Source organism: Pantoea sp. USHLN298, assembly GCF_037149395.1.
In the GTDB taxonomy this organism is placed as follows: domain Bacteria; phylum Pseudomonadota; class Gammaproteobacteria; order Enterobacterales; family Enterobacteriaceae; genus Pantoea; species Pantoea astica.
Window position 1 is genome coordinate 95360 of the sequence record NZ_JBBCRO010000008.1, and the last position, 25778, is coordinate 121137.

Consider the following 25778-nt stretch of genomic DNA (forward strand, 5'->3'; position numbering starts at 1 on the left):
GCAATGTTTAAATTTCTCAGGTTACATCCCGGCCTGTCTATAATAAGCTAGCCTGGACTGGAAAAATAACGAATTCAATATGAAAAATTCTTTTTCGCTGGGGCTGTTGCATGTTCAGCCTGAATTAACGGCATTGCAAACGCCTGGCTGTTATTGGGTGACCTGTGCGCGGCAGGATGACGCCCGCACTTTTATTCGACAGGTAATTTCACATCAGCAGGCCGTAACGCTGATCGGCGCTGACCAGCCGCCGCGTGATTTACTGACGCCCGATCCCATTGGCGGACCCGATCGTATCCCGCTGTTTTCTCTTTCCAAAAGCAAAGGCAGTTTGTTGCAGCTGGAAAGTGATTTTCTGCGCACGCTCGGCAGTAAAAATGGGTTAGTGATATTTAATAGCAACGCAGCGCAATGGGATAAGCTTGATGACGCAGAATTATCCCGCTGGATAAAGGGCATGCGTCAGACGCTGCATAAAAGAAAGCTCACCCTTTTAATCGTGACCTCCGGCGCCACAATAATAAATCTGAGTAATCATCTTCAGCGTTATTTTCGTCAGCTGGATGGCGTTGCGCATTTGAGCTTTCAGCAGGATAGCTGGCAGTATCGAATTAACTGGTGGTATACCGCGGAACGCCTGCTTGCCGATCGGGCAATACGTCTGGGCTGTGAAAATGAACGCTTTTTTACCTTAAATGAAAAGCAGGAACCGCTGAGCCTCAACGACGAGCAGCATTATCTTGCGGACAACATCGTGCTCGAGGGCGCGCCGCCGCTTTCACGCCAGTGGCAACTGTTCGAGGATAATGAGCAGGTCTGGTTGCGGGCGCAGCAGGCCAATGCCGCAACGGTGATTTTCAGCCTGACCCGCAGCGAATATATCAACGAACTGGCGAAGATGGTGCACAGCCTGCGTCGTACACGCGGCAACGGCCTGAAAATTGTGGTACGCGAGATGGGTGCCAGCCTGCGTTATAGCGACGAACGTCTGCTGCTGGCCTGCGGTGTGAACGCCATCGTCCCGACCAACGCCACACTGTCGCGCTTTCTGACCACGCTGGAGGGCCTTCAGGGACAGGTGTTTAACCGTCGCGTTCCCGCCAGTCTTGAGGCGTTAACCGCTTCGTTGCAGCCTCTGCATGAGAAAGGCTACCTGCGTCTCGACGCCTTCTGTCAGTCAGTCGGCCAGTTGATCAGCAATACCCTGCTGCCGGAAAATGATAAGGGCCTGCTGGTCGCGTTGCGGCCGGTGCCACAGCTTAAGCCTCAGCAAATCCTGACGCTCTGTAAACCGCGCCGCTTTGGCGACCTGGTCACGGTGCTGGAAGATCGTGTCATCCTTTTCCTCTCTTCCTGTCGCTATAACGACCTTGATAAAGCATTGAAATATATCTTTTCTCTGCCTCACGACGAGCTGTTTGCTAACCGGATGGTCTGGTTTGAGGATAATCAGATCCTCGCGGAAGTCAGCAATATTAAGAAACTGACGCCGATGGCAATTCAGGATCTGACTCCGGTATCAGAGACGGTCCGCGCCACCGTTGAGAGCCGGCCTGAAACAGATGAACGCGCTGCACCGCAGCCCATCACTTTATTGCCGGAGAACAAAGCCTGATGAATCTGATGGACTGGGTACAAATTGCGCTACTTATTCTGGTTATCCTGCTGTTTTTAAAGCCGTTATATCAAAAATGGCTACCCCGTCGCTGGAACGGCATCATGAATCGCCTGTTGCCGGCGCGCGCGCTTAAATCGGAAGGTCACTGGCAGCGTCAATCCTCTGAAACGGATAGAAAAAATTAATGAATACTGATCAACCTGCGGCGGCCTCCTCTTCCCGCTTCTGGTCCTCCTGGCGCGGACTGGGCGGCTGGAATTTCTACTTTTTACTGAAGTTCGGCCTGCTGTGGTATGGCTATCTCAATTTTCACGCTCTGAGCAATCTGGTGTTTCTCGCCTGGCTGCTTTTTCCGTTACCCTCGGCGCGCCTGCATCGCATCCGCCAGTTGATCTCGATTCCGGTTGGCATCGCGCTGTTCTGGCACGACACCTGGCTGCCAGGACTCAGCAGCATACTCAGCCAGGGCGATCAGCTGGCGGGCTTCTCTGCGGCCTATCTGCTCGACCTGGCCGATCGCTTTATTAACTGGCAAATGGTGGGGGCCGCCTTTGTGCTGCTGGTTCTCTATCTGTTTGTTTCACAATGGATTCGCATCACGGTGCTGGTTTCCCTGATGCTGATCTGGCTTAACGTGCTGACGATTGCTGGCCCGGCGATGTCGCTGCTGCCGACCCGGACGGCCACGCCACAGGTGGTATTGAATCAGACGCCCAGCGGCGGCCAGCCAGCCGCCACGCCGGACGGTCTGGAGCAGTCTGCGCCGCCGACCAGCGCGAATCTCACCGCCTGGCTGAACCGCTTTCATGAAAGTGAACGCCAGCGCGTGACGCATTTTCCCGACAATCTGCCCGCCGATTCGCAGCCTTTCGACATCCTGGTGATCAATATCTGTTCGCTCGCCTGGTCTGATATGGATGCTTCTCAGCTGCGTAACCATCCGCTGTGGCAGCATTTCGACATCATGCTGAGCAATTACAACGCCGCGACCAGCTACAGCGGACCGGCAGGTATCCGACTGCTGCGTGCCAGTTGTGGCCAGACCTCGCATAGCGATCTCTATAAACCTGCCGATCCGCGTTGCTATCTGTTCGACAATCTGGCGAAGCTGGGCTTTAAAGAGCAGTTGATGATGGATCACACCGGCGTATTCGGTAACTACCTGAAGGAGGTGCGCGAAGGCGGCGATATTCAGGCACCGCTGATGTCTCAGGCGGGTATCACACCAGAACTGACATCATTTGACGGCTCGCCGGTATTCAACGATGCGCAACTGATGCAGCGCTGGCTGGACGACCGCAGCAAAAGCAGCGATGCGCGCAGCGCCACTTTCTACAATCTGATCCCGCTGCACGACGGCACCCGCGAACTCGGCAGCACCAAAACCGCGCCGTGGAAGCCGCGCGCGCAACTACTTTTCGATCAGCTTGATGCCTTTATGACGCAACTGGAGAAGTCGGGCCGACGGGTGATGGTAATGGTAGTGCCTGAGCATGGCGCAGCATTGCAGGGAGATAAGATGCAGATGTCCGGCCTGCGCGATATTCCCAGCCCGGATATTACTCACGTACCGGTAGGCATCAAGTTCGTCGGGATGAAGGCGCCGCATCAGGCTCAGCCATTGAACATTGATGCGCCAACCAGCCTGCTGGCCTTATCAGAGATTGTGTCGCGCGTCGTAGATGGGCAGGTATTTAATGCCCCGAATGTGAATATGTCGGTGCTGACTGACAAGCTGCCACAGACGCCGGTGGTGTCGGAAAATGACGGTGCGGTGGTGATGATGTATCAGGGCAAACCCTGGATCAGGCTGAACGGCGGCGACTGGGTCGCCTATCCGCAGTAACGCGTAACCGCCGGGCTGCAGAGCCGTGACCCGGCAGTTAAAGGCGGAGCAGGCGCGGCTGAGCGCCTGCTCCCTGTTGACGCGTGGCTGTCGGTGGCAGAACAGCGGCCAGTGCCGCCATTCTGCCGGTTATCAGCGCTTCTCCTGAAACGCCTGCCAGGTCAGCAACTGCAGACTGGCAGAAAAGTAGTTCTGATCCGCAGCCAGCTTATCGCTCAGATAGCCGGTTTCATTCAGCGTCAGGTCACGTACCGCCAGCAGTCCGCCCTCAAGATGGTAAGGTGCAGGGGCATTCGCCAGCACGTCGAACCAGGCGGGTGTCAGCATGCGGCTGTAACCCTGCCAGACGCGCTGAAACGGCACCAGTGCCAGGCTGTGCGGGTCATACCACCAGATGTTCAGCGGCACGCGAATCGCATCGTAACTGAAGCGGTTCGAATAACCGACGGCCGGGGCAACCGAACCGTCGGCATTCAGTGCGACCCAGTCCATTGGCAGCCCGGTTTTACCAAAGCTCAGCTTACCCAGCAGATCAAAGCCATCGTTAATCAGCTTATCCCAGACCTGAAGATGGCTGTGTTCACCAAACTCGCGCCACGCCTGAAACAGGAAGTAAGAGGGATTGAGCACCACATAACTGACTTTGTTAAAGCCCTGCGCACCCGGCAGCATCACGGTGTGGCCGCCAAAGCTTGTGACATCCAGCCTGATAATGGCGCGCTGAATACGGTCAGATTCCTGCTGGTAGCTCTCCACCTGCCATTTCTGTGCAGCACGCTGTAGTGCCCAGGCCAGCAACACATCGCCATCCGAGGCGTTATTTTTGTCGGCGACCGGGTTGTCACTGCCTGGCACGTAGCGCCAGTAGAAGAGATCGGTCTGCGGATTACGCAGCTGGCTGCGCGTCCACTGCCACAGCCGATCGAAGGTGGCGCGATCGTTGTTGGCCACCGCCAGCAACATGCCATAACCCTGACCTTCGGTGTGGCTGACGTTGTTATTGGCGGTGTCAGTGATCCGCCCTTCTGAGGTCACAAAGCGACTTTTAAAAGTCTCCCAGCCGCTGGCATTGGCCTGCGCGCTGCAGGCCAGCAGTAAAACAGAGCAGAGCCAGACCCGCCAGAGTGGATTACGTTTCATTTCCGATCCTATTGATATCGATAGTGCAGCGTGCTGCCATCGTTGAGTTCAAGCGTAACCGGCACAATGCTGCTGCCGCCCTGGCCCTGCAACCAGCCCGAAAAAAGTCCGGCCATCACCGCACCAAACGCCGCCTGCCAGTCAGCCGGAGAGTGGGTGTTGTCGCCTGCCGGTAAGGCGTGATACGCAATCAGCAGCGCCTTCTCTTCCGGCTGAAGCTGCACAAAACCCCAGTTAAACCGCGCCAGTTGCAGATTGCACTCGCGCTCCAGATCCTGCACGGTACGCGACTCTGGCAAAGGATAGCGGGTCGCCAGCGACTCCCCCATCTTATAGAGAAAGGCTTCCGCCTCCTGCTGACCAGCGTTGGCGATCATCCCGTCAATCAGCACGCTGACCAGGTCAAACCAGCCCGGCTGATAAGGATGCGATACCCCCGAATGCTCACTCATTACTTCTCTCCGAACAGGTAACGGACATAGAGCTGCGCGCTGCTTTCGTTGTAGTCACCAAAGGTGTCATAACCCAGCTGGCCGCCAATCGTCACATCTTTATTGAGTTTGTAGTCCGCCCCGGCGTGCAGGTTGTAGCCGATGCCGTTTTTGCTGCTGCCTGAATAGTAAGCGTCTTTCACGCTGCCGCTGGCGGCAAGGGATTCCAGCTCTGATTGCAGGCTGGCATCCGCCGGGAAGTACGCGCTTTTATCCTGACTGTAGGTCTGATAACCGGCTGCACCGCCAATATTGACTTTCAGATCGTCAAATGTGCGGGAGAACTCAATCGGGAAGGAGACCGACGCATAGTTCTGCGGGCTGAAGTAGCCGCCCTGACCGTAGCTGAAATAGCTGAGGTTTTTCGAGAAGTCCATCCATGACAGACTCATGCCCACTTTCAGCTCGCGATCGTCAGTGTGGAACGGACGGAGGTAGGCGCCGGCCGTCGCCTGCAGGTTGTTGTTGCTGGCGACATTCTCGCCAAGGTAGCTGTACGCGCCCGCACCGGCGTAGAAGCCCGCATCGCCATTGTCGTAGCTTAACAGGGCGTTAGCGCCGTTTTTGGTGACGCGTCCCCAGCGTTTGCCGCTGGCTTTATCTTCTGCGCCGACGTAAGAGAGCAGGCTGTCGGTAATCGCGCGACGTTCACCGGTCAGGATCAGCGTCAGGAAGTCGGTGAGTTTCGGTGACCACTGCACGCCACCGACCAGGGTACTGAGATCCTGGCCCAGCGGCGTACTGCCGATATCCACTTTATAGCTGTCGCCCTTCAGCGCCAGATTCAGCTCCACGCCCGAAGCGGTTTGCGAATCGGTGGTGGCGTTCGGCAGGTCATTCACCGTTGCACCGCCTGCGGCCACTACCCTGCCCTGACTCAGCGCATTGGTGCCGAAACGACGCCAGGCATCGGCTGCGCCACTGCCCGCCGTAAGTGACACCGGCGTGGCGGTAAAGTCGAAGCGCGCCGTTTCAAACGGCACGGTAGAGAAGGTCAGCGGCGCTTTGGCTTCCGTCAGCTTGCTCAGGCCCGACTCGCCATCACGCCCGCGCACCTGCACCATGCCCTGACTCCAGCTGCCGGTTTTCTCCTGCAGCGAATCCATCATGGTGTCGACATCGTGCAGAATCTGTGACTGCCGGGAAACAGTTTCGCTGCCCGCGGCCGGTTCACCCTGCGTTGTCACGCCAGCGGCAACGCCCGCAGGTGCCGCCTGCCACGGCAGCACGGTGCCGTAGCTGGATGGTGAACGTCCCACCGGCGAAGTATCACGGTTGATAAACGGATTATCCGCCAGCGCCAGTCCACCCACGGTCGGCACGCTGCCAGGCTGCGCGCCCTGCAGGCCAATCAGCTGACCGCGCGCTGAACGCAGATAAGCCATTGCCTGAGAATGCTCGCCATTGGCTTCCGCCACCCGCGCCAGCAGCAGCAGACGATCCGGTGTCTGAGTCGTACTGTTAAGGCCGCGACTCAGCTCATTAGCGCGCTGCACATTGTTCTGCGCCAGCGCGACGTTGATGGCCCCGACGCGCGCATCCTGCGTCGGCGTATCCTGGGTCATCAGGTAGTCATAGACCACGCCCGCATCCCGGTTCATCTTGCCGTCCTGATAGAGACGGGCCATCGCGAACATCAGATCGCGGTTCTGCGGATCCTGCTGCAGTGCACCAATCAGCTTGTCATACGCCACCGCGTACTGACGCTGCTGCCGCAGGCGATCCACTTCGTTAATCAGATAGCCATTGCGAATACCGGCCAGCTGCGTCGGCGTACTGCGCGCCTGCAGTTCCGGGTTGCTGAGGAAGCGCTGCGCTTCACTGCCGAGGCCCGCCTGATTCAGCACCGTCATCTGCGCGGCATAATCGCCCGCATTGCCCTGCACGCCACGCTGCAGGTTAGTCCGCACCACCGAAACGGCGCTGGTGAGATCGCCCGCCTGCGCCAGCTTCTGCGCCAGGTTTCCGGCATCAACCGGGTTGGTGGGTGGATTAACCGTGAGCGCCTTCAGGGTATTGGCGGCGGCAGCCGTCGCGCCCTGCGCCAGATACTGGTCGGCCGTGCTCATCTGCAGATTGAAATTAACCCGCTGCGCCAGTTCACGCATCGCCGTCGTCTTCGCGTTAGCGGGAATGCGCGACAGCAACGTGCTGGCCTGTTGCCAGCCGCCGCTTTCGCTGGCGTTAAGCGCACCGGCATACAGTTCGCTGGTGCTGGCCCCGTTACGCATCACCGGCTGCATTACGTTGGCCGCCTGCAGCGTGTCGCCCTGCTGACGGTAGAGCCGGGCTAAATCGAGCCGCAGCCAGCCATCCGTGGGATAGCGCTGAATACCCTGCTGCAGCGTCGCGATGGCAGCGGCATTGTTACCGGCCGCCAGTTGACGCTTCGCCTGCTGACGCAGCGCATCGGCTTCATTGGCCCGTGGCGTGACGCTCTGGCGCACGCTGTCCGGCAGTGCCCCCAGCAGCGTGTTAGCTTCGGCGCCCCGATTCTGCTGACGCAGAACGTAGAACAGCCCCTCTTTGGCGCTGCGGTTATCCGCATCGCTTTGCAGAATAGTGCGATAGAGTTGCTCCGCCTGCTGCGGCTGATTGGTGCGGCGCAGCACGTCGGCGCGAAACAGTCTGGCGGCCAGCCCTTTTTCGCCGTCAGCCTGCACCAGCGGTTCGCTTAATGTCAGCGCCTGCACCGTGTCTCCGCTTTTCAGTGCCTGCTGGGCGCTGGCCAGCTGTGCATAAAAACGCGCATCGTCAGCCTGCTGCTGACGCGATGAACCCTGATCGCCGCCGAGCTGAGCAGACCGCTGCAGATAATCCGCCGCTTCCTGATAACGTCCGGCTCGCTGGGCCACATAGCCCATGCCCGCTAACGCATCGGCATCCTGCGGATTCGCGCTCAGTACTTTTTCAAAGCTGGACTGCGCACCGCCGACGTCACCGCTGTTGAGCGCGCTGAATCCGGCCCCTTTTTCTGCGCCGCCGACGTTTTTACGGTAGTAGTCGATCACCGCTGAATCCTGCGGATGACGTTGCTGCCAGGTCTGATAGAGCGCCGCATCTGACGGCTGTGGACCGAGCCACAGCAGCGCCTGACGCAGTGAGCGGTCGGCATCCTGATTACCGCTCGCCAGCGAACTCAGCACCTCAATGCCTTCGCGACGGGTCGGTTCCTGATAGGTCAGCGCTTTACCCAGCGCCAGCCGCGCGCCGGTGTCCTGCGGATGCTGAGCCGCAAACTGGCGCAGTGCCTCAACCGCCTGCGGCAGCAGCGTACGGTCGCCCGCCATAGTGAGGTAATATTCTGCCGCGACGCTGGGTGGCGGCTCATTGCCGCTGAAGGTGTTGCGCCAGGTCTGTAACGCCGCCGGAATGTTGCCGCTGCGCGCCTGCTGACGCGCCAGCGCAAGCTGCGCCTGCGGAATGGTCTGCATCTGGCGCGCATTATCCAGCTCGCCGAGGTGTGGATCGTTGGGGGAGACATGGCTCAGCCGGGCGCGATACTGCGCCGCCGCCGCAGTGTCGCCGCCCTGCTGTGAATAGAGCGCCAGCTGGTAGAGCGCCTGAGTGTTGTTGGGTTCAACCATCAGCACCTTTTGCAGTGAGGCTGTCGCCAGGTCGTCATGCGCTTTCTGATGCCAGTAAGAAGCCTGATCGAACAGCGCCTGCAGCGCCGGGTTGGCGCTTTCCGCCGCCAGCAGCGGCTGTGACAGGGCCAGCGCGCTGCCCAGCAGCACCGCCTTACGGATACCGGCACTTAACAGATTTTTTTTCATTGTTATTATCCTTACTTCCTGCCGGAATCACGATCGGGCTTCGGGTTCAGACGCCGCCAGGCATGACGCTTCAGCATCACCCAGGCCGCACTGCCCACCAGCGCGGAGAGCAGCATCGCCGCCACCGCCAGCAGCACCGAGTGCTGGTTGGCATACCACACCACCATCATGTACCAGGGCAACTCACCGCTGGGGAACTGCGCGCCGACGCGGAAACTGCGAATGCCGTTTTCATCGGTAATAATCGCGGTATCGCCACGAATGCCGGCGTTAATCTGCGCCGAACTCAAATCGTTATGCAGTCGCAACAGCTGATCGTCGCTGGTTGCCACCGTCATCACCACCAGCCGATCGCGGTTCCATGGCGATCGGTAGCTGAGGAAGCCTCGCCACGCTTCGTTGGAGGAGAAGTAACGATCGGCATCCAGCTGCTGACGACTCCAGTCACCGGTCAGCCAGCCGCGTAATTTTTCCAGCGTGTCGGGCTCTTTCACCCCAAAGGTGCTGCTGGTGGCGTCATAAGGGGAAGCCGCCAGCATCGCCTGATTAAAAGCGCTGTTGCCGGTGGTGCTCACCGCCAGCAGATCGCTCTGCTGTATGCGCGCCAGATGGGTGCCGCCGCTGGGCAGGCCAAACAGTACCTGATTCTGTGTCAGCGCCAGACCGGTGGCTTTACCAGCCCGCGCCGCCAGATCCAGTAGCGTTGACAGTTCAGCATCGCTGGGCGTTTCCGGCAGCAGCAGCGTGGTCTGGCTGAAATCGGCCAGACGTGAGAACGGAAAAGAGGCACCCACAAAGTAAGAGAGGTTCGGCAGCATGCTGAAGTGACGGGTATGGCTCAGATCGATCCATGAGTCCTCTTCAATCCGGCTTTTGATGTTGTTGTTCAGTAACACACCGCAGGGCGCATCAGCCCGCGGTTTGATATTGAAGTAGAGCGCCAGCTGGTTATCGCCATAGATCAGGTAGGGTTCGAGATTAAGCTGATACTGCTCCTGACGCGCATCACCGCCCAGACGGTGCCAGGCGTTCTCCAGCAGGCCGACTTTGTTCACCGTCAGATTGCGCAGAAAAGTACCGTTGAGCATGACGTTAAGGAAAGAATTATCCTCATCGATCCAGCTTTCGGATGGGAAGCGATAGTGCAGATTGACCGGCACTGTGTCGCCATCCCACAGGAACAAATCAGGCGCGGCGCGGAAATTAACACGCAGCGCATCATGCCAGATGCCGCTGCTGGTCAGACTCTGATCTTTACGCAGCAGTTCGCTCAGCCGTACCGGGCGGTCAGTGTTAATCCAGCGTGGAGCATCGTAAGGTTTGCGGTTTGCAATAGTCTGCGCAGGGACCTGCAGTTGACTCTCATCAGTCGTCAGTGGCTGCCTCGTCAGACGGTTCGCCGCCTGACGCAACTGCTCCTCATTGTTGCCACTGACCAGCAGCAATTTGTAAACCGGATTATTGGGATTATCCACCACCTGCAACATCGGACCGTTACTGGCCGGGAAAGTCAGGGTGCCGATCCGGTCACCAGGATGACCAAACAGGATGCCGTTTTGTTCCGGCAGTTCGCCGCGCACCACCGGGAAACGGATGCCGCGATAATCACTCTGAATGCCAAGCCAGGATGCCACCAGTGCCGCCGCGCTGACGGCATCGGCTGAAACATTGCTGGCAAAGCCCACCGTCACGGTGGACGCCGTCATCCGCTGAGGATCCAGGAAGGGGCGCGGGAAATTACGCAGGCTGGTGCCGATATTGAGCTTCTGGCCCTCAAGGTGCAGCGACGTGTTCGGCAGAATGGTGACCTGATACTGCTGTGCGCTCTCTCTTTCACACAGCAACTTGTCCGCATCATTGATTTTAAAACTCAGGTTATTCGCCGACACCACCATCGCCGCCGGAATATCCAGCTCATAGTCGCTGACATCGCTGTCCGTCGCACTCAGCGGCAGCGTGCCGAGCGGCTGACCATTCAGCATCAGCTGCAGCGACGTATTGCGTGCCGCCAGCGCAGCAGAGACGCGCAGCGTCAGATTAAGTCGCGCATTGGTGATGACTTCATCGCCGGGCAGGGTAAAGGTGATACCCGACTGAAGCTGACCGCCGGTCAGCGTGATGCCGCGCGACTGGCCCATCTGGGCCACTGAAATAGCACTACTGATCGGCTGATTGATGGCAGCCACGATCGGCGGCTGCGCTTCTGCAACCGGCGCAGCTAACTGACCTGGCGCGTAGGGCAGCGCACTGGCGGCCGCTTCCAGCGCGGGATCGGCACTGCTCAGGCCTTGCGGCAGGGGCACCGCGGACAGCGCGCTGCTGTCCTGCGTCACCGCGCCGGTGGCGGCCATCGGCGCGGTGGTCTGGGCAGAAGCCGCCGCCTCACCGGTCGATGACGCGGTCTGAGGCGTTGAAGTCGCGTCACCGGTCACTGAAGATGGCTGAGTTTGTGATGTCGCCTCGCTACCTGGAGCGTAAGAGGCGTTCACCGCGGGTGCCACGGCATTGGGTGATGCACTCTGTGGCGCCGATACCGGTGCAGATTCTGCGGACGGTGTCGCAGATGGCGCATTTGCCGCTGGTGACACGGACGGCATTGCAGACTCTCCACCGCTGACCGGGACCGCTACCTGGTCTGAACCTGCCGTCTGGCTGGAACCCTTATTCATGGCTGCCACAGATGCCGCATCGCTGGCCGGAGCCTGATTTGTCGCGGGTGCAATGACGGTGGCATCGGCAGGCTGCGTGCTGGAAGCAGCATCAGGCGGCGTCGGGGCTGAACTGTTTACCGGCGCAGCACTGCTGTTATCAGTAGCAACCGGCGTTTCCGCGCCAGCGGGCGTCAGCCATAACGCTGCGGTCAGTGAACTGACCAGCAAAGTTTGCGTCAGGATCTTCATGCCGCCCCATCCTTTTTCGCCGCCGCGGCAACCGGGTCGACATTTTTACGTTTATCGTGGCGGCCTTTCCAGGTCAGCCAGAACAGCTCAAAGACGGTACGGATAATAGTGCCTAGCGAAATCAGCGGGTTGTCCTGCTTATACTCCGGCTGAATCCAGGCATCCGCACGAGCCAGCACCACACGGACCAGTTCGCGACGTCGCGCCAGCGGCATCGCCTCAAAGCGCAGACGGATGCTCTCATCATCGCCGGAAATCTGACTGACCGGGATAGTGATCGCGCCGGATTTCAGCAGCAGATCAATCTCTTCAATCTCATCAGTTTCATGACGTCCATCGGGTGCATCAAGCTGCGCGCCGCCCATCGAAAGGTTGCTGGTCTGGGTGCGCGATGAAATGCCGCTGGCGTAATGAATAATCGCCGGGATTTGCACCTCAACACGGATGGTTTTTCGCACCTGCTTGGTTTCGCGCGCCACGGCAATCGCCGCCATCAGAATGATCAGGCTGAAGATCGCCCAGCCGACGTTGAGCGCGATAACGTAAGGATCGACGCCAAAATAGTCATGCATCACGGCACGCACCACGCCGGCTACAATGCCAATGCCCAGCAGCAGCGCCACAATGACGTGCGGACGCACGATGTGGAAATCGAAGAAGCCCTGATCCAGCACGCCGCCTTTATCGGTCACGTTAAACTTGCCATGTTTTGGCGACAGCAGGGTCAGAATGGTCGGGATCACCAGATGGAAGCACATCACCGTCTCATAAATCTCACCCCAGAAGGTGTAGCGGAAACGGCCATTCATCCGCGAGTTAACATAAAGCGACATCACCAGATGCGGCAGCACGTAAGCAAAAATCAGCGACGCGGAGGAGTGGATGATATTGAGATTAAACAGCAGATAGGCCAGCGGTGCCGTCAGAAAGGCGACACGCGGCAGACCAAACTGGAAGTGCAGCATGGCGTTGAGGTAACACAGGCGCTGCTGCCACTTCAGGCCACGGCCAAACAGCGGGTTATCGACGCGGAAAATCTGCGTCATGCCACGCGCCCAGCGGGTACGCTGAATGATATGCAGGCCCAGACGTTCTGTTGCCAGACCGGCAGCCAGCGGGATCGACAAAAAGGCTGAGCCCCAGCCCAGTCGCTGCATTTTCAGGGCGGTGTGTGCATCTTCGGTCACGGTTTCAACGGCAAAACCGCCAATCTCTTCCAGCGCTGAACGACGGATAACCGCACAGGAGCCACAGAAGAAAGTGGCATTCCAGTTATCGTTACCCTGCTGCACCGGGCCATAAAACAGCGAGCCTTCATTTGGAATGCTGCGTGCGGCGCGCAGGTTACGCTCAAAGGGATCGGGAGAATAGAAGTAGTGCGGCGTCTGTAGCAGCGCCAGCTTTGGATCTTTCAGGAACGGTCCGACCGTCGCCTGCAGGAAGGTGCGCGTCGCCACGTGGTCGCAGTCGAAGATGCAAATCAGCTCACCTTTGGTGATTTTCATCGCATGGTTGAGGTTCCCGGCTTTGGCATGTTTGTTGTCGTCACGGGTGATATAACCCACGCCGACATCCGCCGCAAAGCGGGCAAACTCGCTGCGCTTGCCATCATCCAGCAGATAGACCCTGATTTTGTCACGCGGGTAGTCGATACACTGCGCCGCGAGTACGGTGTCGCGCACCACATCAAGACTTTCATTGTAGGAAGGCACATAAATATCGACCGTCGGCCACAGGCTGGTGTCGTCCGGTAAGGGTTCAATCGTGCGTTTTAATGGCCAGGTGGTTTGCAGGAAGCCAAGAATTAAGATCAGCCAGACGTACAGCTCCGCCAGATACAAGCCAATGCCTAAGATAGCTTCAACTTCGGAATTAAAGTGCAACGTCTCGGTGGTCCGCCACCAGATATAGCGGCTGGACATCAGCGCAGAGAGAATCACCATCACCACAGTTATTTTGCGGCTCTTGCTGAAACCCAATAAAAACATCATGCCGATGCTGATCAGACCAAAAATATACTGTTTCTGGCTGTCCATTGGCGTAATGATGATCACCGCGGCAACGGGTGCAAGCACCAGCAGCAGCAGGTAAAACCCGATTTTACTCATGATTCACCCTGAGAAGAGCTGTGTAAGTCAGTCGCCTGGCGGAAGCCGACTAAAAGTGGTTTGTGCGGATGGGAGCCTGAACTTCGCCATTACCCACGGTGATATTCAGAATGCTGCTGACCCTTTTCGCGATCAGTTCAATATCAAATGCCGCTGCGGAGGCGGGACTGAAATCGTAAACAGACTGCTGCGAAGCATTGGCTTCACCCACACTTTCATCACGGTGAACCACGCCCAGTAAATTATCGCCCAGGCGCTGCTGCATAAATGCGGTGACATCGCGATTGATATTCCGGCGGTTGTCACACTGGTTAAGGATAAAATAGTGACCCTGCTTATTATTGAGAGGTTTACCGATCATCCGGTTCTCTTCAATCTGCGGTAATAGCGAGACTGATGCGGTATCGGCTAACATCACCACTAAATGCATATCGGCCAGCGCCGTCATTGCTTTAAGGGCGGGGCCTGGGCCAGGCGGGAAATCAGCCACGATCACCAGGCCGGGATAATTGAGCACCGTATCCAGACCGCGCTTAATAAAGTGGGGATCTTTCATCAGGTTCTCTTCGAACCGTTCACGCTGCGGCTCCGTGACGTCGCCATAGGGCAGCACAAAGATATTGCCGCCGGTGGTAAGAATCGACTGGCTCCAGTCCGCCTGCTCTTCTGAGCGCGCCACAAATCCGCGGCCATCATGAAGCGGCACGCCAAAGTGAAGACGCAGTGCATTCTGCACATCAAAATCAATCGCCAGAACTTTGCTACCGGAACGCGCCAGACTCCAGGCCAGATTCGCCGCCAGCGTGGTTTTCCCCACGCCCCCCTTCGGCGAGCACACACAAACTAATGGCATAGCGCAATCTTCTCCAGTAACGGTTTGAGTAAGGTTTCTTTCGGCAGATTAATCTCGCGCGAGCGGAACAGCGCACCAAATCGTCCTGGCTCAGAATGGGTGGCGGTGGGTGCGACGACGGGCTGAAGATCCGCCACGGTGGCAGGCCGGACCGGCTCAGCACGCAGCATGGTCGCAGGCTCAGCCACAGCCACTTTTTGCAGCGGTGGCGGTGGCGGAAAGAGTGATGAAGGGCCGCGTTCAGTCGTGCTGGTTGCTGGCAGGTTATTGCCTGACAGGCTATCGAGAATCGAGGTGCGGGCTGCCATTGCCGGTTGCGCAGTGAGTGCGGCATGTCGTGCCGGTGTCCCAGCCGGTGGAGCCGTGAACTCATCACCACGCAGCGGCTGAGGTTGCGGCAGGTCAATACGCTCGCCGCCGCCAAACGGAGTCTGATGTTCTTCTTTCGCCAGCTGGCGAATCAATGCCCATTTACTGTGTTCCGCCGCCTCCTGCGTCTGGCCAGACATATCTTTAAAGTCGATGTCGAGCGTTTGCGTTTTCTCTTTAAAACGCTGCAAATCATCGTAATTATTCTTCATTGGCCATGGCCTGCAACAAGGTGGGAATTTTCCTGGAATATAGCACATCCGCTTAAACTCGGTGAGAAAAATCTGATTACAAAAACAGCAAATTCAATAAAATAGTTTAATCAAAAAGATTCGATCGGGGCGGTAAATAGCCGGTGATGGGTGCTTTTTCTCAGAAATTAATAAGTCAGGCTTACGTGAAATTGTTTCGCCCGATTGTTACATTCATTCGATCCGGTTAACTCATCTTACGCATGGCACAACCAGCGTGGTTAAGATGAGATTAATCCCCGTTGCTGACGAAACCCTTCATCTGATCTGACGCTGACTTCAGCATGAAAAAAGCCGGTGAAGCGTTGAGGATACTTATCGGTTTCTGCCGGAAATATCATCAGAAAAATCATTGGTTAATGTCGGTAACGAAACAACAGCGGCAGAGAAAGGTGGCGAGGAAGAGGAGGCAGCAACGGCAAGCGCTGGCGGGCAAGTTGCGTTAAAAAAAGGCTCCAGCAGGAGCCTTTTGGTGAGTTAACCGACTTTTTCAGCCGCGCCGACCGGCTGATTTTCATCCTGGTCAACGGCAAAGCAGGCGATCTGCTGTCCGCCGTAGCTTTTCAGCTTCGGTTGCAACTGAACGCAGGTGCCAAAACGGCGGCGGCAGCGCGCGTTGAAAGCACAACCCGGTGGCGGACTGAGCGGGCTCGGCAGTTCGCCGGTCAGCTTGATCCGCTCACGGCGATCATCCGGATTGAGACGCGGCGTGGCCGACAGCAATGCCTGAGTGTACGGATGGCGCGGGTTGGCAAAAATCGCCTCTTTGCTGCCCTTTTCGACACAGCGGCCGAGGTACATCACCATCACTTCATCCGCAATGTGCTCCACCACCGACAAATCGTGCGAGATAAAGACGTAGGAAAGTCCCATATCCTGCTGCAGATCCATCATCAGGTTCAGCACCTGGGCGCGCACCGACACGTCGAGCGCCGAAACCGGCTCATCGGCAATCAGCACGTCCGGATCGAGCATCAGCCCGCGGGCAATCGCAATACGCTGGCGCTGACCGCCGGAAAACATGTGCGGATAGCGGTCATAATGCTCGGTCTTCAGGCCCACTTTCGCCATCATCTCCAGCGTCTTCTCGCGGCGCTCGGCTTTGGTCAGCTGGGTGTTGATAATCAGCGGCTCTTCCAGAATCTGACTCACTTTCTTGCGTGGGTTCAGTGAGCCATAAGGGTTCTGAAAGACGATCTGGATTTTCTGACGACGCAGTTTCTGCGCCTGCGGATCGTGCTTCAGCAGATCCTGCCCATGCCAGTAAAGCTGCCCTTCGGTCGGGGTTTCAATCATCGTCAGCAGGCGGCCCAGCGTGGATTTCCCACAGCCCGACTCGCCAACGACCGCCAGCGTTTTGCCGCGCTCCAGATTAAACGAGACGCCATCCAGCGCTTTCACCAGACGTTCCTGACCAAACAACCCTTTCTTCACCGGGTAGTGCTTTTTCAGATCGATTGCCTGTAACAAATATTCATGCTTGGTTGTTTCATGACTCATAAGTCGGTCTCCCGGCATCGTCCAGCGGATAGTGACACTTGGACTGGCGGCCTGGAATGGTGCGCAGTTCCGGTTCTTCCTTGCGACAATGGTCCGTCGCGTAAGGGCAGCGTGGGTTGAGCAGGCAGCCAACCGGGCGATCGTATTTGCCCGGTACCACGCCCGGCAGCGAGGCCAGACGGGCTTTATCAGCCGCGAACTCCGGCAGCGCACGCAGCAGCGCCTGGGTGTAAGGATGACGCGGCGCCTTAAAGATATCGGTCGCCTTGCCGCTCTCCACCACCTGACCGGCATACATCACAATGATGTGATGCGCGGCTTCAGCCACTAACGCCAGATCGTGGGTAATCAGGATCAGCGCCATATTCTCCTGCTGCTGTAACTCCAGCAGCAGTTCGATGATCTGCGCCTGAATAGTCACGTCGAGCGCGGTGGTCGGCTCATCGGCAATCAGCAGTTTGGGTCGGCAGGCAATCGCCATAGCGATCATCACACGCTGGCTCATCCCACCTGACAACTGGTGCGGATAAACATCGAGTCGTGACGCCGGATCGGGAATCCCCACCTGGTTCAGCAGGTCGATCGCCCGCTGACGTCGGGTGCGTTTATTGCCGCCCTGATGCACTTTAATCGCTTCCATAATCTGGAAACCGACGGTGTAACAGGGATTGAGGCTGGTCATCGGGTCCTGGAAAATCATCGCCACTTCCGCGCCCACCAGCTGGCGGCGCTCTCGTTCGGAGATGCGTTTCAGGTCGCGTTGGTTAAACTCCAGCTTTTCCGCCATCACTTTGCCAGGGAAATCGATCAGCCCCATGATCGCCAGTGAGCTGACCGATTTACCGGAGCCGGACTCACCCACAATGCCGACCACCTGGCCCTGCTCAACCTGATAACTGATGCGGTCGACCGCCCGGAACGGTGCTTTTTCGTCGCCGAAATGCACCGACAGTTTGTCTACATTTAATAACGCCATCTCGGTGCCTCTTTACTGCTTGAGTTTCGGGTCGAGTGCATCACGCAAACCATCGCCCATCAGGTTAAATGCCAGCACGGTCAGCAGAATGACTAATCCAGGGAACGTCACCACCCACCAGGCACTTTGCGCATACTGCAATACGTCGGAGAGCATGGTGCCCCACTCCGGCGTTGGCGGTTGCGCACCCATACCGAGAAAGCCCAACGCCGCCATATCGAGAATGGCGTTGGAGAAACCTAACGATGCCTGCACGATCAGCGGTGCCAGACAGTTAGGCAGAATATTTACAAACATCTGACGCAGCATACCGGCTCCGGCGACGCTGGAGGCGGTCACATAGTCGCGGTTTACCTCCACCAGGACCGCGGCGCGGGTCAGACGGATGTAGTGCGGCAGCGCCACAAACGTCAGGGCGATAGAGGCGTTAACGATCGACGGACCGAAAATAGCCACCAGTACCAGTGCCAGCAGCAGGCTGGGCAGCGCCAGCATGATATCGACCAGACGCATAATGGTGGCATCCACCACGCCGCCGAGATAACCGGCCAGCAGGCCGAAGATCACGCCGAAAATCAGCGACAACACCACCACCAGACAGCCAACCAGCAGCGACAGGCGCGCGCCGTACATCAGACGCGACAGCACATCGCGGCCGACATCGTCGGTGCCAAGGATATAACTCCAGCTTCCGCCTTCCTGCCAGACCGGCGGATGCAGCAGCGCATCACGGAACTGCTCAGCTGGCGCATGAGGTGCCAGCAGATCGGCGAACACCGCCACCAGTAACATAATGATGATGTACGCCAGGCCCACCACGGCGCCTTTGTTACGCTTAAAATAGTGCCAGAATTCCTGAAACGGGGTCATCGGCTTGGGTGCAGCGGTTACGCTGGCGGGATCAACAACAGACATGATGCCCCCTTATTTCTTATGACGTATGCGCGGGTTAACCACGCCATACAGCAGATCAACCAGCAGGTTGACCAGGATAATCAGTACCGTCGTCAGCAGCACGCCGCCCTGCACTACCGGATAATCGCGGCGTTGCAACGCTTCGATCAGCCAGCGACCCAGACCTGGCCACGAGAAGATGGTTTCGGTCAGGATCGCGCCGGCCAGTAAGGTGCCGACCTGCAGACCAATGACGGTTACCACCGGCAGCATGGCGTTACGCAGCGCATGTACCACGATAACCCGCATCCGCGTCAGCCCTTTGGCGCGTGCGGTACGGATGTAATCTTCCCCCAGCACTTCCAGCATCGCCGAGCGCGTCATACGTACAATCACCGCCAGCGGAATGGTGCCGAGCACGATGGCAGGCAGAATCATGTGCATTACCGCATCGTGGAAATCGCCCGCTTCGCCCCAGAAAAAGGTATCGATCAGCATAAAGCCGGTCAGCGGCATGGTGTCATCAAGGAAGACAGTGTCGCCGACGCGACCAGAAACCGGCGTCAGGTTGAACTGCACCGACACCAGCATGATCAGCATGATGCCCCACCAGAAGATCGGCATTGAGTAGCCGGTCAGTGAGATGCCCACCGCGGTGTGATCGAAGATTGAGCCGCGTTTCACCGCCGCCATCACCCCGACCGGAATGCCGACCGCGACCGCAAACAGCATGGCGCAGACGCCCAGCTCCAGCGTGGCTTTAAAGCGCGGCACAAACTCATCCCATACCGGGATGCGGCTCTTGAGTGAAATACCCAAATCGCCGTGTAATACGCCGTTAATGTAATGCAGATACTGTTTCCACAGCGGCTGATCAAGGCCTAACAGCGCCATTAACTGTGCATGACGTTCAGGGGAAATACCGCGTTCGCCCGCCATGATCAGCACCGGATCGCCGGGGATCATGTGAACAAATGCGAAGGTGAGTAATGTAATACCGATAAACGTTGGGATGACAAGGCCCAAACGTCGGAGTATGAACTGCAGCATAATCCGGGTTCTCTCTTGTCCGCGCGACCGTCGCCGCGAGGGTAGTTATTGCTTACATCTGACGATCGGGTAGGCCCGACCGCGACGCAGACAGGCTGCGCCTCTACCGTTTCCAGTAAAACAGGGAGATAAAGCCGGAGCGACGCGCAGCCGCCCCGGAAAAGGCAACAATTATTCCTGAATGTCTACCTGGGCAAAGTAGTGTCCGCCAAGCGGATCGACTTTGTAGCCGGAGACTTTCTTGCTGACCGGTTCATAGACCGTTGAGTGCGCGATCATCAGCGCCGGTGCCTGGTCATGCATGACAACCTGTGCCTGCTTGTAGTACTCGATGCGCTTCGCCTGATCGGCGGTGGCGCGGGCTGGCTGAATCTGATCCTCGAAGGATTTATCGCACCAGCGCGAGTAGTTAGAGCCATCTTTCGCCGCTGAACAGCTGAACAGCGTGGCGAGGAAGTTATCCGGGTCCCCATTATCGCCGGTCCAGCCCATCATCACGGTCTGGTGTTCACCGGCTTTGGCACGCTTCAGATATTCGCCCCACTCGTAGGTGACGATTTTGGCTTTCACGCCAATCTTCGCCCAGTCGCTCTGAATCATCTCCGCCATACGGCGCGCGTTCGGGTTGTAAGGACGCTGTACCGGCATCGCCCACAGGTCAATGGAGAAGCCGTCAGCCATGCCCGCTTCTTTCAGCAGCGCTTTGGCTTTTTCAGGATCGTAAGCGTAATCTTTCACCGCGTCGTTGTAGCCCCACATGGTCGGTGGGATCAGGTTTTTAGCCGGCTGGCCAGCACCCTGATAAACGGCATCAATGATCGCCTGTTTGTTGACCGCCATGGTCAGGGCCTGACGCACTTTCAGGTTATCCAGCGGTTTTTTCTCAACGTTGTAAGAGAGATAGCCGACGTTCAGGCCCGCCTGCTCATACAGGTTGATGTTTTTGTCCTGCTTCATGCGCGCAATGTCAGCCGGGTTTGGATACGGCATCACCTGACATTCACCCTTCTGCAGCTTGGCGTAACGCACCGAGGCGTCAGGCGTAATTGAGAAGACTAAGCGATCGATTTTTGGTTTGGTGCCCCAGTAATCCGGGTTGGCTTTATACAGAATGCGCGAATCTTTCTGATACTGCAGCAGCTGGAACGGGCCGGTACCGACCGGGTTCAGGTCGACCTTCTGCGGCGAGCCAGCTTTCAGCATGTTGTCCGCGTACTCTTTCGACAGAATAGAGGCGAAGTCCATACCGAGATCCGCCAGGAATGGCGCTTCAGGACGGGTCAGCACAAAGCGCACGGTATGATCGTCCACTTTTTCAATTTTGCTGATCAGGTTCGGCATATCCATGCCTTCGAAATATTCGTAGCTGCCGCCGGAGACGCCATGATAAGCGTTGTTTTTATCCAGCTGGCGTTCAAAGGTGAACACCACATCATCCGCGTTAAATTCGCGCGTCGGTTTGAAATCTTTGGTGGTTTGCCACTTCACGCCTTTACGCAGGTGGAAAGTGTAGGTTTTGCCGTCGTCGCTGACATCCCACTTCTCGGCCAGCGCTGCGTGCAGCTCGGTGGTGCCGATGGTGAACTCAACCAGACGGTTGTAGATCTGGCGTGAGCTGGCGTCGTAAGTGGTACCTGAAGTGAACAGCTGCGGGTTAAAGCCTTCCGGAGAACCTTCTGAACAGTAAACCAGGGTTTTTGCCTGAACACCGGCGGCGACAGTCATAGCAATCAGGCTCAGACCGACCTTCAGCATCCCGGATTTAGCCAGGGAGTTGATCATGCTTTTGCTCCATTGTGATGTGATGTTGTGTGCATTGCCCGACCTCTGATTTTTTTATGCGGTTCAGGCGTACCACCGAACGGGTGGTTAAAGTGCGCTACGTTTTTTTTGTTTTTTCTGATGCCATGGAATCACTCAGAAAATTCCGTAACTGCGGCTTTATTGACGCATCAATTTGTCAACAGTTGCAATGAACGTCAATACAACGGTTAGTTATTTACACAGAGTGTGAGGGATAGCAAGCAACGGTAAAAAAAACCCTTTCCGGATAAAAGCCATACAATGCACAGCGCCGGTCGCTTATTTTCCAGACATTCTGCTGGAAGCGTGGTTTATCGCTAGTGATTCTCACCGCTAAAAAACTTAAAACTTTTACCGGCAAATGTTGAATAACTGAACGATTCACCGTGCGTTATGACGTTCAGCCAGCGGAATATGCTGGTCCCGAAGCATAAGAAATCAGCAACTTGCCGATTTCGGTCATAAGAAGAACGTGTCACGAATTATGATTGCATCTCTTGCATGGCAAGGCCTGCCAGAGGGAAAGCGGCGATAACAACGGCGGATGAGCGGAATACGTAGCGGATGGGATTTATTGGAACTTTCTGGAAGATGGCAGCCAGAAGCTGAAGTTTGTCAGCGCTCTGAAGCGTCTGCCAGTCGTAAGCGAAGGGAGCATACGCCTGTAGCAAAGCATCGCGGGCCAGGGACAAAAACCCCGGGAGCGCTTTTGCGTCTTTGCGAAAGGCGTATGCTCCCTGAAGCCCGCTCAACGATAAATCCGTACCTTTCATTCTCTTTTCTACAGACGAAAAAAAACCTGTCTTTTCAGACAGGTTTCTTAAATAGGGTCGGCGAGAGAGGATTACCCGGCTCTGCGAGCCGCGCCCTGCGGGCCGTTGCTGAAGCAACGTTGTCTCGCTACGCTCGGCTCAAACCTCCTTCGGAGGTTCTCATCCTCTTTTTACTCAGACGAAAAAAAACCTGTCTTTTCAGACAGGTTTCTTAAATATGGTCGGCGAGAGAGGATTCGAACCTCCGACCCACTGGTCCCAAACCAGTTGCGCTACCAAGCTGCGCTACTCGCCGATGGGGGCGCATGTTACTGCGACCCCCGATCAGCGTCAACCGCTTTTTGCGCTTTTGCCGCCGATCGCCTGGAAAGCACGCGGTTAGCGGCAATCCAGCCGCCGTCACACCCTTTCGCTGTTGTTATTACAGCGGTTTAGCCGGATGGGTAGCCGGTGCCTGACACCAGTTATTGGCTGGGTTGATGCCGCCATCGGGTGAGGTATAGCCCAGACAACCGAGAATGGTATCGAACAACTCCACATGACGATGGGTTTTGCCGACGCGCTGCTGCGCCTGCAAGCGCTCAAAGTTGCTGCGGTTCTGGCTGTCGGCCAGATACTTATCAGACGCCCACACGATCATCGGCACGCGGAACTGCTCCGGTGGTGCCATTTCACGCGGTGTGCCGTGCAGATGCATGTTTTCGCTGATCGATTCACCGTGGTCAGCGGCATAGAAGACAATCGCCTTCTTATCACGCAGCTGATCCAGCACGCTGTCGAGCATACTATCGACATACAGCACTGAGTTGTCATAGGCATTAATCAACTGCGCCTTGCTGCAGGTTTCATCCACGCCCATACATTCCGGCTGATACTTCGCAAAACTGCGCGGATAACGCTGGGAATAGAGATAGTGCGAACCTTTGGTATGCAGCACCACCAGATGCTTACCTTTCGGGAAACGATCCAGTGACGCCTTCATCTCCGGCACCAGCAGCATGTCGTCGACTGCTTTACCCTGGTTACGCTTCTCTGAACCAATCTGCTCACGGAAGGCAAAGTTATTGGCGTTGATATTGTCGTAGAACCAGACCTCGCTCTGCATCGCAAATAGCTCAGAGGTAAAGCCCAGCTCTTTCATCACCGCAAACACGTTCTGCTCTTTCAGCGTGCGACCCGGATTATCCATGGTGCCGCCTTCGCGTACGAACATGCAGCGCAGCGACAGTTTGGTCGCGGTATCGCAGGATTCACCGCGGAACGCCACCAGGTTTTTCTCTTTCGACAGTTTAGGTGTGGTATCGCGATCGTAGCCCAGCATCCCCATGTGATCCCAGCGGGTGGTTTCGCCAATCACAAACACCACATAGGTGTCGTCCAGCCCGGCAGGCGCGACGTAGGTAAATTTTTTCGCCGGATCGAGCAATTCCTCGCTATTCAGCGACTCATCTATGCGGGTCCAGGCAAACAGCCCCACCGCCGCCAGCCAGTTCGAAGGCAGATAAGAGTGCGCCACTACACCGCCGTAGCTCGGCAAATCGATGTTGGTGATCTCTTCGTTATTCTTCTGCTGCTTGTCGAAAAACCGAATTGGCAGCCAGACCAGCGCCACGCAGAGCAGCATAATCAGGGTGGGTTTCAGGCGCTGTCCTGGCGTACGCAGCTGTTCATTCAGCGTCATACTCAGTTTATTACGCCAGATCATTAACAGCGGCAGTGCGCTGACCAGCACCATCCACAGGATGAAATGGTAGCCAATCACCTCTTTGGAGAGATCGGTATCGGTGGTCATCACCGATGCCACAATGCCGTAGCCAATTACGACGTTAAAAAATGCCATGTAATAGGCGGCAGCAACAGAAATCAGCACAATCAGCGTGGCCAGCACGCGATAAAACCACTTTCCACCCAGCGACAGCAGCCGCATCAGGAAGAAAGTCAGCAGCACAATTGCTACCACTTCGGTTACAGCAGTCAGCCAGTTGGTCACCGTCGATTTCGTCAGAAAACCGTCAAAACGGCGATAAAAAATCGGTAAATTCAATAATATACCGAGATAGAGCGCAAGCAGGAGCGACAACTTTTGCTGCGTTAAGGTTTTAATATAATTCATGAAAAATGGAGTTTCCCCGGAATGAAGCGCTTTACCAAATCTTTAATGTGACTACCGAAACGCGGCAGAGTTCGCTGAACAAGCGGACCGGACCAGATGAAGGAAAATTCTGAACGGATTTATGGGCTATAACGCGAGGTGGCTCAGTAAAACATGATGGCAGTAGTTAGACCAGAAAATAATCTTTGTCGAGCCGATTAGCACATTTTTTGTACAATCGATATAATTGGTCAGATTTCAGACTGCAAACGGGGTTAAAAAGCGGGTACGGCGCGACGGGCGGGAAAGAGAGCGGGCCGGAGAAGCGGCCCGCTGCACGCTTAGCGAATAATATTCAGCGTCACGTCGATGTTATTACGGGTTGCGTTTGAGTACGGGCAAACGATATGTGCCGCATCAACCAGCTTCTGCGCTTCCGCTTCATCCATCTCTGGCAGGTGAATGTTCAGGGTCGCTTCGATACCAAAGCCGTTGGGAATCGGACCGATGCCGACTTCGCCTTCAATCCACGCCTCTTTCGGCAGGGTGATTTTGTCGCGGCCAGCCACAAATTTCATCGCACCCAGAAAACAGGCTGAGTAGCCCGCTGCAAACAGCTGCTCAGGGTTCGTCACTTCACCACCTGCACCGCCCATCTCTTTTGGTACGCCCAGCTTCACGTCCAGCACACCGTCAGAGGAGGTTGCACGGCCATCACGACCACCGGTTGCTTTGGCTTTTGCGCGGTAAACCACTTGTTCTAAAGACATGACATTTCTCCGTTACGCTATTTAATCGCTCACTACTTGTAACGCCGTAATGAGGCGGTGAGGTTCAACGGGCGCGGGACGCCCGTCAGTAAGATTTATCGTGATCGGTTCAGGTTGTCGCGTAAGTCATCCAGCTGCCCTTTCAGCGCCAGCAGCGCATCATCGTCACAGGCGGTGGCACATTTGACCGCTTCCGGAATCGCTTCCGCCTTGCTGCGCAATGCCCGGCCAGCCTCCGTCAGCGTGACCGCGACCTGACGCTCATCCTGTCGGGTACGCTGCCGCATAATCAGGCCCGCACTCTCCAGGCGCTTCAGCAGCGGCGTCAGGGTGGCTGAATCCAGGAATAGCTGCTCGCCAATCTCTGAAACCGTAAGATCGTCCTTCTGCCACAGCACCAGCATCACCAGATATTGCGGATAGGTGATGTCGAGTTGGGTCAGCAACTGGCGATAGACCTTATTCATCGCCAGATTGGCGGAATAGAGGGCAAAGCAGAGCTGCTGATCGACCAACAGTGGCATCGTTTTCACTTTTTTGTCATCTTGATCACTGTTCATAAGATTCA

At 56.7% G+C, this 25778-nt stretch carries 19 protein-coding genes, 1 tRNA gene and 1 other RNA gene; 3 read left to right on the forward strand and 18 right to left on the reverse strand.

What is annotated here, in order from left to right; translation table 11 throughout:
- The first annotated feature begins 79 nt into the window (after positions 1 to 79).
- From bcsE to bcsG, 3 genes are read left to right on the forward strand one after another with little or no spacing between them, the layout of a single operon-like run.
- Positions 80 to 1615, forward strand: a complete 1536-nt coding sequence (gene bcsE, locus WFK59_RS19680) for a cellulose biosynthesis protein BcsE (RefSeq protein ID WP_336756949.1) — start codon at positions 80 to 82, stop codon at positions 1613 to 1615.
- Complete coding sequence (gene bcsF, locus WFK59_RS19685; protein WP_010257418.1) at positions 1615 to 1803, forward strand: cellulose biosynthesis protein BcsF; 189 nt, start codon at positions 1615 to 1617, stop codon at positions 1801 to 1803. Before bcsE ends, bcsF begins: the two co-directional genes overlap by 1 nt.
- Positions 1803 to 3464: a cellulose biosynthesis protein BcsG gene (bcsG, locus tag WFK59_RS19690; protein WP_233985687.1), complete on the forward strand. Its 1662-nt coding sequence runs from the start codon at positions 1803 to 1805 to the stop codon at positions 3462 to 3464. The genes bcsF and bcsG overlap by 1 nt, the downstream gene beginning before the upstream one ends.
- A gap of 132 nt (positions 3465 to 3596) precedes the next feature.
- On the opposite strand, the gene WFK59_RS19695 is transcribed toward bcsG, so the two are convergent.
- The 18 genes from WFK59_RS19695 to WFK59_RS19780 form a co-directional block, all read right to left on the reverse strand.
- Positions 3597 to 4604, reverse strand: a complete 1008-nt coding sequence (locus tag WFK59_RS19695) for a glycosyl hydrolase family 8 (protein ID WP_233985688.1) — start codon at positions 4602 to 4604, stop codon at positions 3597 to 3599.
- An 8-nt stretch (positions 4605 to 4612) separates the two neighbouring features.
- Positions 4613 to 5056, reverse strand: a complete 444-nt coding sequence (gene bcsD, locus WFK59_RS19700; RefSeq protein ID WP_061901880.1) for a cellulose biosynthesis protein BcsD — start codon at positions 5054 to 5056, stop codon at positions 4613 to 4615.
- Positions 5056 to 8871, reverse strand: a complete 3816-nt coding sequence (locus WFK59_RS19705; protein ID WP_336756952.1) for a cellulose biosynthesis protein BcsC — start codon at positions 8869 to 8871, stop codon at positions 5056 to 5058. Before WFK59_RS19705 ends, bcsD begins: the two co-directional genes overlap by 1 nt.
- A gap of 11 nt (positions 8872 to 8882) precedes the next feature.
- Positions 8883 to 11771, reverse strand: a complete 2889-nt coding sequence (gene bcsB, locus WFK59_RS19710) for a cellulose biosynthesis cyclic di-GMP-binding regulatory protein BcsB (RefSeq protein WP_336756953.1) — start codon at positions 11769 to 11771, stop codon at positions 8883 to 8885.
- On the reverse strand, positions 11768 to 13879 hold the full coding sequence (bcsA, locus tag WFK59_RS19715; RefSeq protein WP_233985692.1) for a UDP-forming cellulose synthase catalytic subunit: 2112 nt from the start codon (positions 13877 to 13879) through the stop codon (positions 11768 to 11770). Before bcsA ends, bcsB begins: the two co-directional genes overlap by 4 nt.
- Before the next feature lie 49 nt (positions 13880 to 13928).
- The gene (gene bcsQ, locus WFK59_RS19720) at positions 13929 to 14732 is read right to left on the reverse strand and encodes a cellulose biosynthesis protein BcsQ (protein ID WP_010671647.1); all 804 of its coding nucleotides are present in this window, start codon (positions 14730 to 14732) and stop codon (positions 13929 to 13931) included.
- On the reverse strand, positions 14723 to 15313 hold the full coding sequence (bcsO, locus tag WFK59_RS19725; RefSeq protein ID WP_233985693.1) for a cellulose biosynthesis protein BcsO: 591 nt from the start codon (positions 15311 to 15313) through the stop codon (positions 14723 to 14725). The genes bcsQ and bcsO overlap by 10 nt, the downstream gene beginning before the upstream one ends.
- A gap of 516 nt (positions 15314 to 15829) precedes the next feature.
- Positions 15830 to 16852 (reverse strand): dipeptide ABC transporter ATP-binding subunit DppF, encoded by a 1023-nt coding sequence (gene dppF, locus WFK59_RS19730; protein ID WP_233985694.1) that lies wholly within the window; start codon positions 16850 to 16852, stop codon positions 15830 to 15832.
- A complete protein-coding gene (gene dppD, locus WFK59_RS19735) occupies positions 16842 to 17828 on the reverse strand; it encodes a dipeptide ABC transporter ATP-binding protein (RefSeq protein ID WP_031377815.1) in 987 nt (328 codons plus the stop codon). The genes dppF and dppD overlap by 11 nt, the downstream gene beginning before the upstream one ends.
- 12 nt (positions 17829 to 17840) lie before the next feature.
- Complete coding sequence (gene dppC / locus WFK59_RS19740; protein ID WP_094120946.1) at positions 17841 to 18743, reverse strand: dipeptide ABC transporter permease DppC; 903 nt, start codon at positions 18741 to 18743, stop codon at positions 17841 to 17843.
- 9 nt (positions 18744 to 18752) lie between these two features.
- Positions 18753 to 19772: a dipeptide ABC transporter permease DppB gene (dppB, locus tag WFK59_RS19745; protein ID WP_336756955.1), complete on the reverse strand. Its 1020-nt coding sequence runs from the start codon at positions 19770 to 19772 to the stop codon at positions 18753 to 18755.
- Between the two features lie 171 nt (positions 19773 to 19943).
- Positions 19944 to 21554: a dipeptide ABC transporter periplasmic-binding protein DppA gene (dppA, locus tag WFK59_RS19750; RefSeq protein WP_233985697.1), complete on the reverse strand. Its 1611-nt coding sequence runs from the start codon at positions 21552 to 21554 to the stop codon at positions 19944 to 19946.
- A 503-nt stretch (positions 21555 to 22057) separates the two neighbouring features.
- Positions 22058 to 22348 carry a hypothetical protein gene (locus tag WFK59_RS19755; protein ID WP_336756958.1) on the reverse strand — a complete coding sequence of 97 codons (291 nt, stop codon included), beginning with the start codon at positions 22346 to 22348 and terminating at the stop codon, positions 22058 to 22060.
- Between the two features lie 54 nt (positions 22349 to 22402).
- Positions 22403 to 22532: non-coding RNA, RtT sRNA (locus WFK59_RS19760), on the reverse strand.
- A 34-nt stretch (positions 22533 to 22566) separates the two neighbouring features.
- Positions 22567 to 22643, reverse strand: a tRNA-Pro gene (locus WFK59_RS19765).
- A 126-nt stretch (positions 22644 to 22769) separates the two neighbouring features.
- On the reverse strand, positions 22770 to 24461 hold the full coding sequence (gene eptB, locus WFK59_RS19770) for a kdo(2)-lipid A phosphoethanolamine 7''-transferase (RefSeq protein ID WP_233985698.1): 1692 nt from the start codon (positions 24459 to 24461) through the stop codon (positions 22770 to 22772).
- A 320-nt stretch (positions 24462 to 24781) separates the two neighbouring features.
- Positions 24782 to 25210: an organic hydroperoxide resistance protein gene (locus WFK59_RS19775; RefSeq protein ID WP_233985699.1), complete on the reverse strand. Its 429-nt coding sequence runs from the start codon at positions 25208 to 25210 to the stop codon at positions 24782 to 24784.
- Between the two features lie 95 nt (positions 25211 to 25305).
- Positions 25306 to 25770, reverse strand: a complete 465-nt coding sequence (locus WFK59_RS19780; RefSeq protein ID WP_233985700.1) for a MarR family winged helix-turn-helix transcriptional regulator — start codon at positions 25768 to 25770, stop codon at positions 25306 to 25308.
- Between the last annotated feature and the right edge of the window lie 8 nt (positions 25771 to 25778).

Bases quoted from the DNA above. Each gene is read 5' to 3' on its own strand.
- bcsE (WP_336756949.1), top strand. From the start codon at position 80: ATGAAAAATTCTTTTTCGCTGGGGCTGTTGCATGTTCAGCCTGAATTA.
- bcsF (WP_010257418.1), top strand. From the start codon at position 1,615: ATGAATCTGATGGACTGGGTACAAATTGCGCTACTTATTCTGGTTATC.
- bcsG (WP_233985687.1), top strand. From the start codon at position 1,803: ATGAATACTGATCAACCTGCGGCGGCCTCCTCTTCCCGCTTCTGGTCC.
- WFK59_RS19695 (WP_233985688.1), bottom strand. From the start codon at position 4,604: ATGAAACGTAATCCACTCTGGCGGGTCTGGCTCTGCTCTGTTTTACTG.
- bcsD (WP_061901880.1), bottom strand. From the start codon at position 5,056: ATGAGTGAGCATTCGGGGGTATCGCATCCTTATCAGCCGGGCTGGTTT.
- WFK59_RS19705 (WP_336756952.1), bottom strand. From the start codon at position 8,871: ATGAAAAAAAATCTGTTAAGTGCCGGTATCCGTAAGGCGGTGCTGCTG.
- bcsB (WP_336756953.1), bottom strand. From the start codon at position 11,771: ATGAAGATCCTGACGCAAACTTTGCTGGTCAGTTCACTGACCGCAGCG.
- bcsA (WP_233985692.1), bottom strand. From the start codon at position 13,879: ATGAGTAAAATCGGGTTTTACCTGCTGCTGCTGGTGCTTGCACCCGTT.
- bcsQ (WP_010671647.1), bottom strand. From the start codon at position 14,732: ATGCCATTAGTTTGTGTGTGCTCGCCGAAGGGGGGCGTGGGGAAAACC.
- bcsO (WP_233985693.1), bottom strand. From the start codon at position 15,313: ATGAAGAATAATTACGATGATTTGCAGCGTTTTAAAGAGAAAACGCAA.
- dppF (WP_233985694.1), bottom strand. From the start codon at position 16,852: ATGAGTCATGAAACAACCAAGCATGAATATTTGTTACAGGCAATCGAT.
- dppD (WP_031377815.1), bottom strand. From the start codon at position 17,828: ATGGCGTTATTAAATGTAGACAAACTGTCGGTGCATTTCGGCGACGAA.
- dppC (WP_094120946.1), bottom strand. From the start codon at position 18,743: ATGTCTGTTGTTGATCCCGCCAGCGTAACCGCTGCACCCAAGCCGATG.
- dppB (WP_336756955.1), bottom strand. From the start codon at position 19,772: ATGCTGCAGTTCATACTCCGACGTTTGGGCCTTGTCATCCCAACGTTT.
- dppA (WP_233985697.1), bottom strand. From the start codon at position 21,554: ATGATCAACTCCCTGGCTAAATCCGGGATGCTGAAGGTCGGTCTGAGC.
- WFK59_RS19755 (WP_336756958.1), bottom strand. From the start codon at position 22,348: ATGAAAGGTACGGATTTATCGTTGAGCGGGCTTCAGGGAGCATACGCC.
- eptB (WP_233985698.1), bottom strand. From the start codon at position 24,461: ATGAATTATATTAAAACCTTAACGCAGCAAAAGTTGTCGCTCCTGCTT.
- WFK59_RS19775 (WP_233985699.1), bottom strand. From the start codon at position 25,210: ATGTCTTTAGAACAAGTGGTTTACCGCGCAAAAGCCAAAGCAACCGGT.
- WFK59_RS19780 (WP_233985700.1), bottom strand. From the start codon at position 25,770: ATGAACAGTGATCAAGATGACAAAAAAGTGAAAACGATGCCACTGTTG.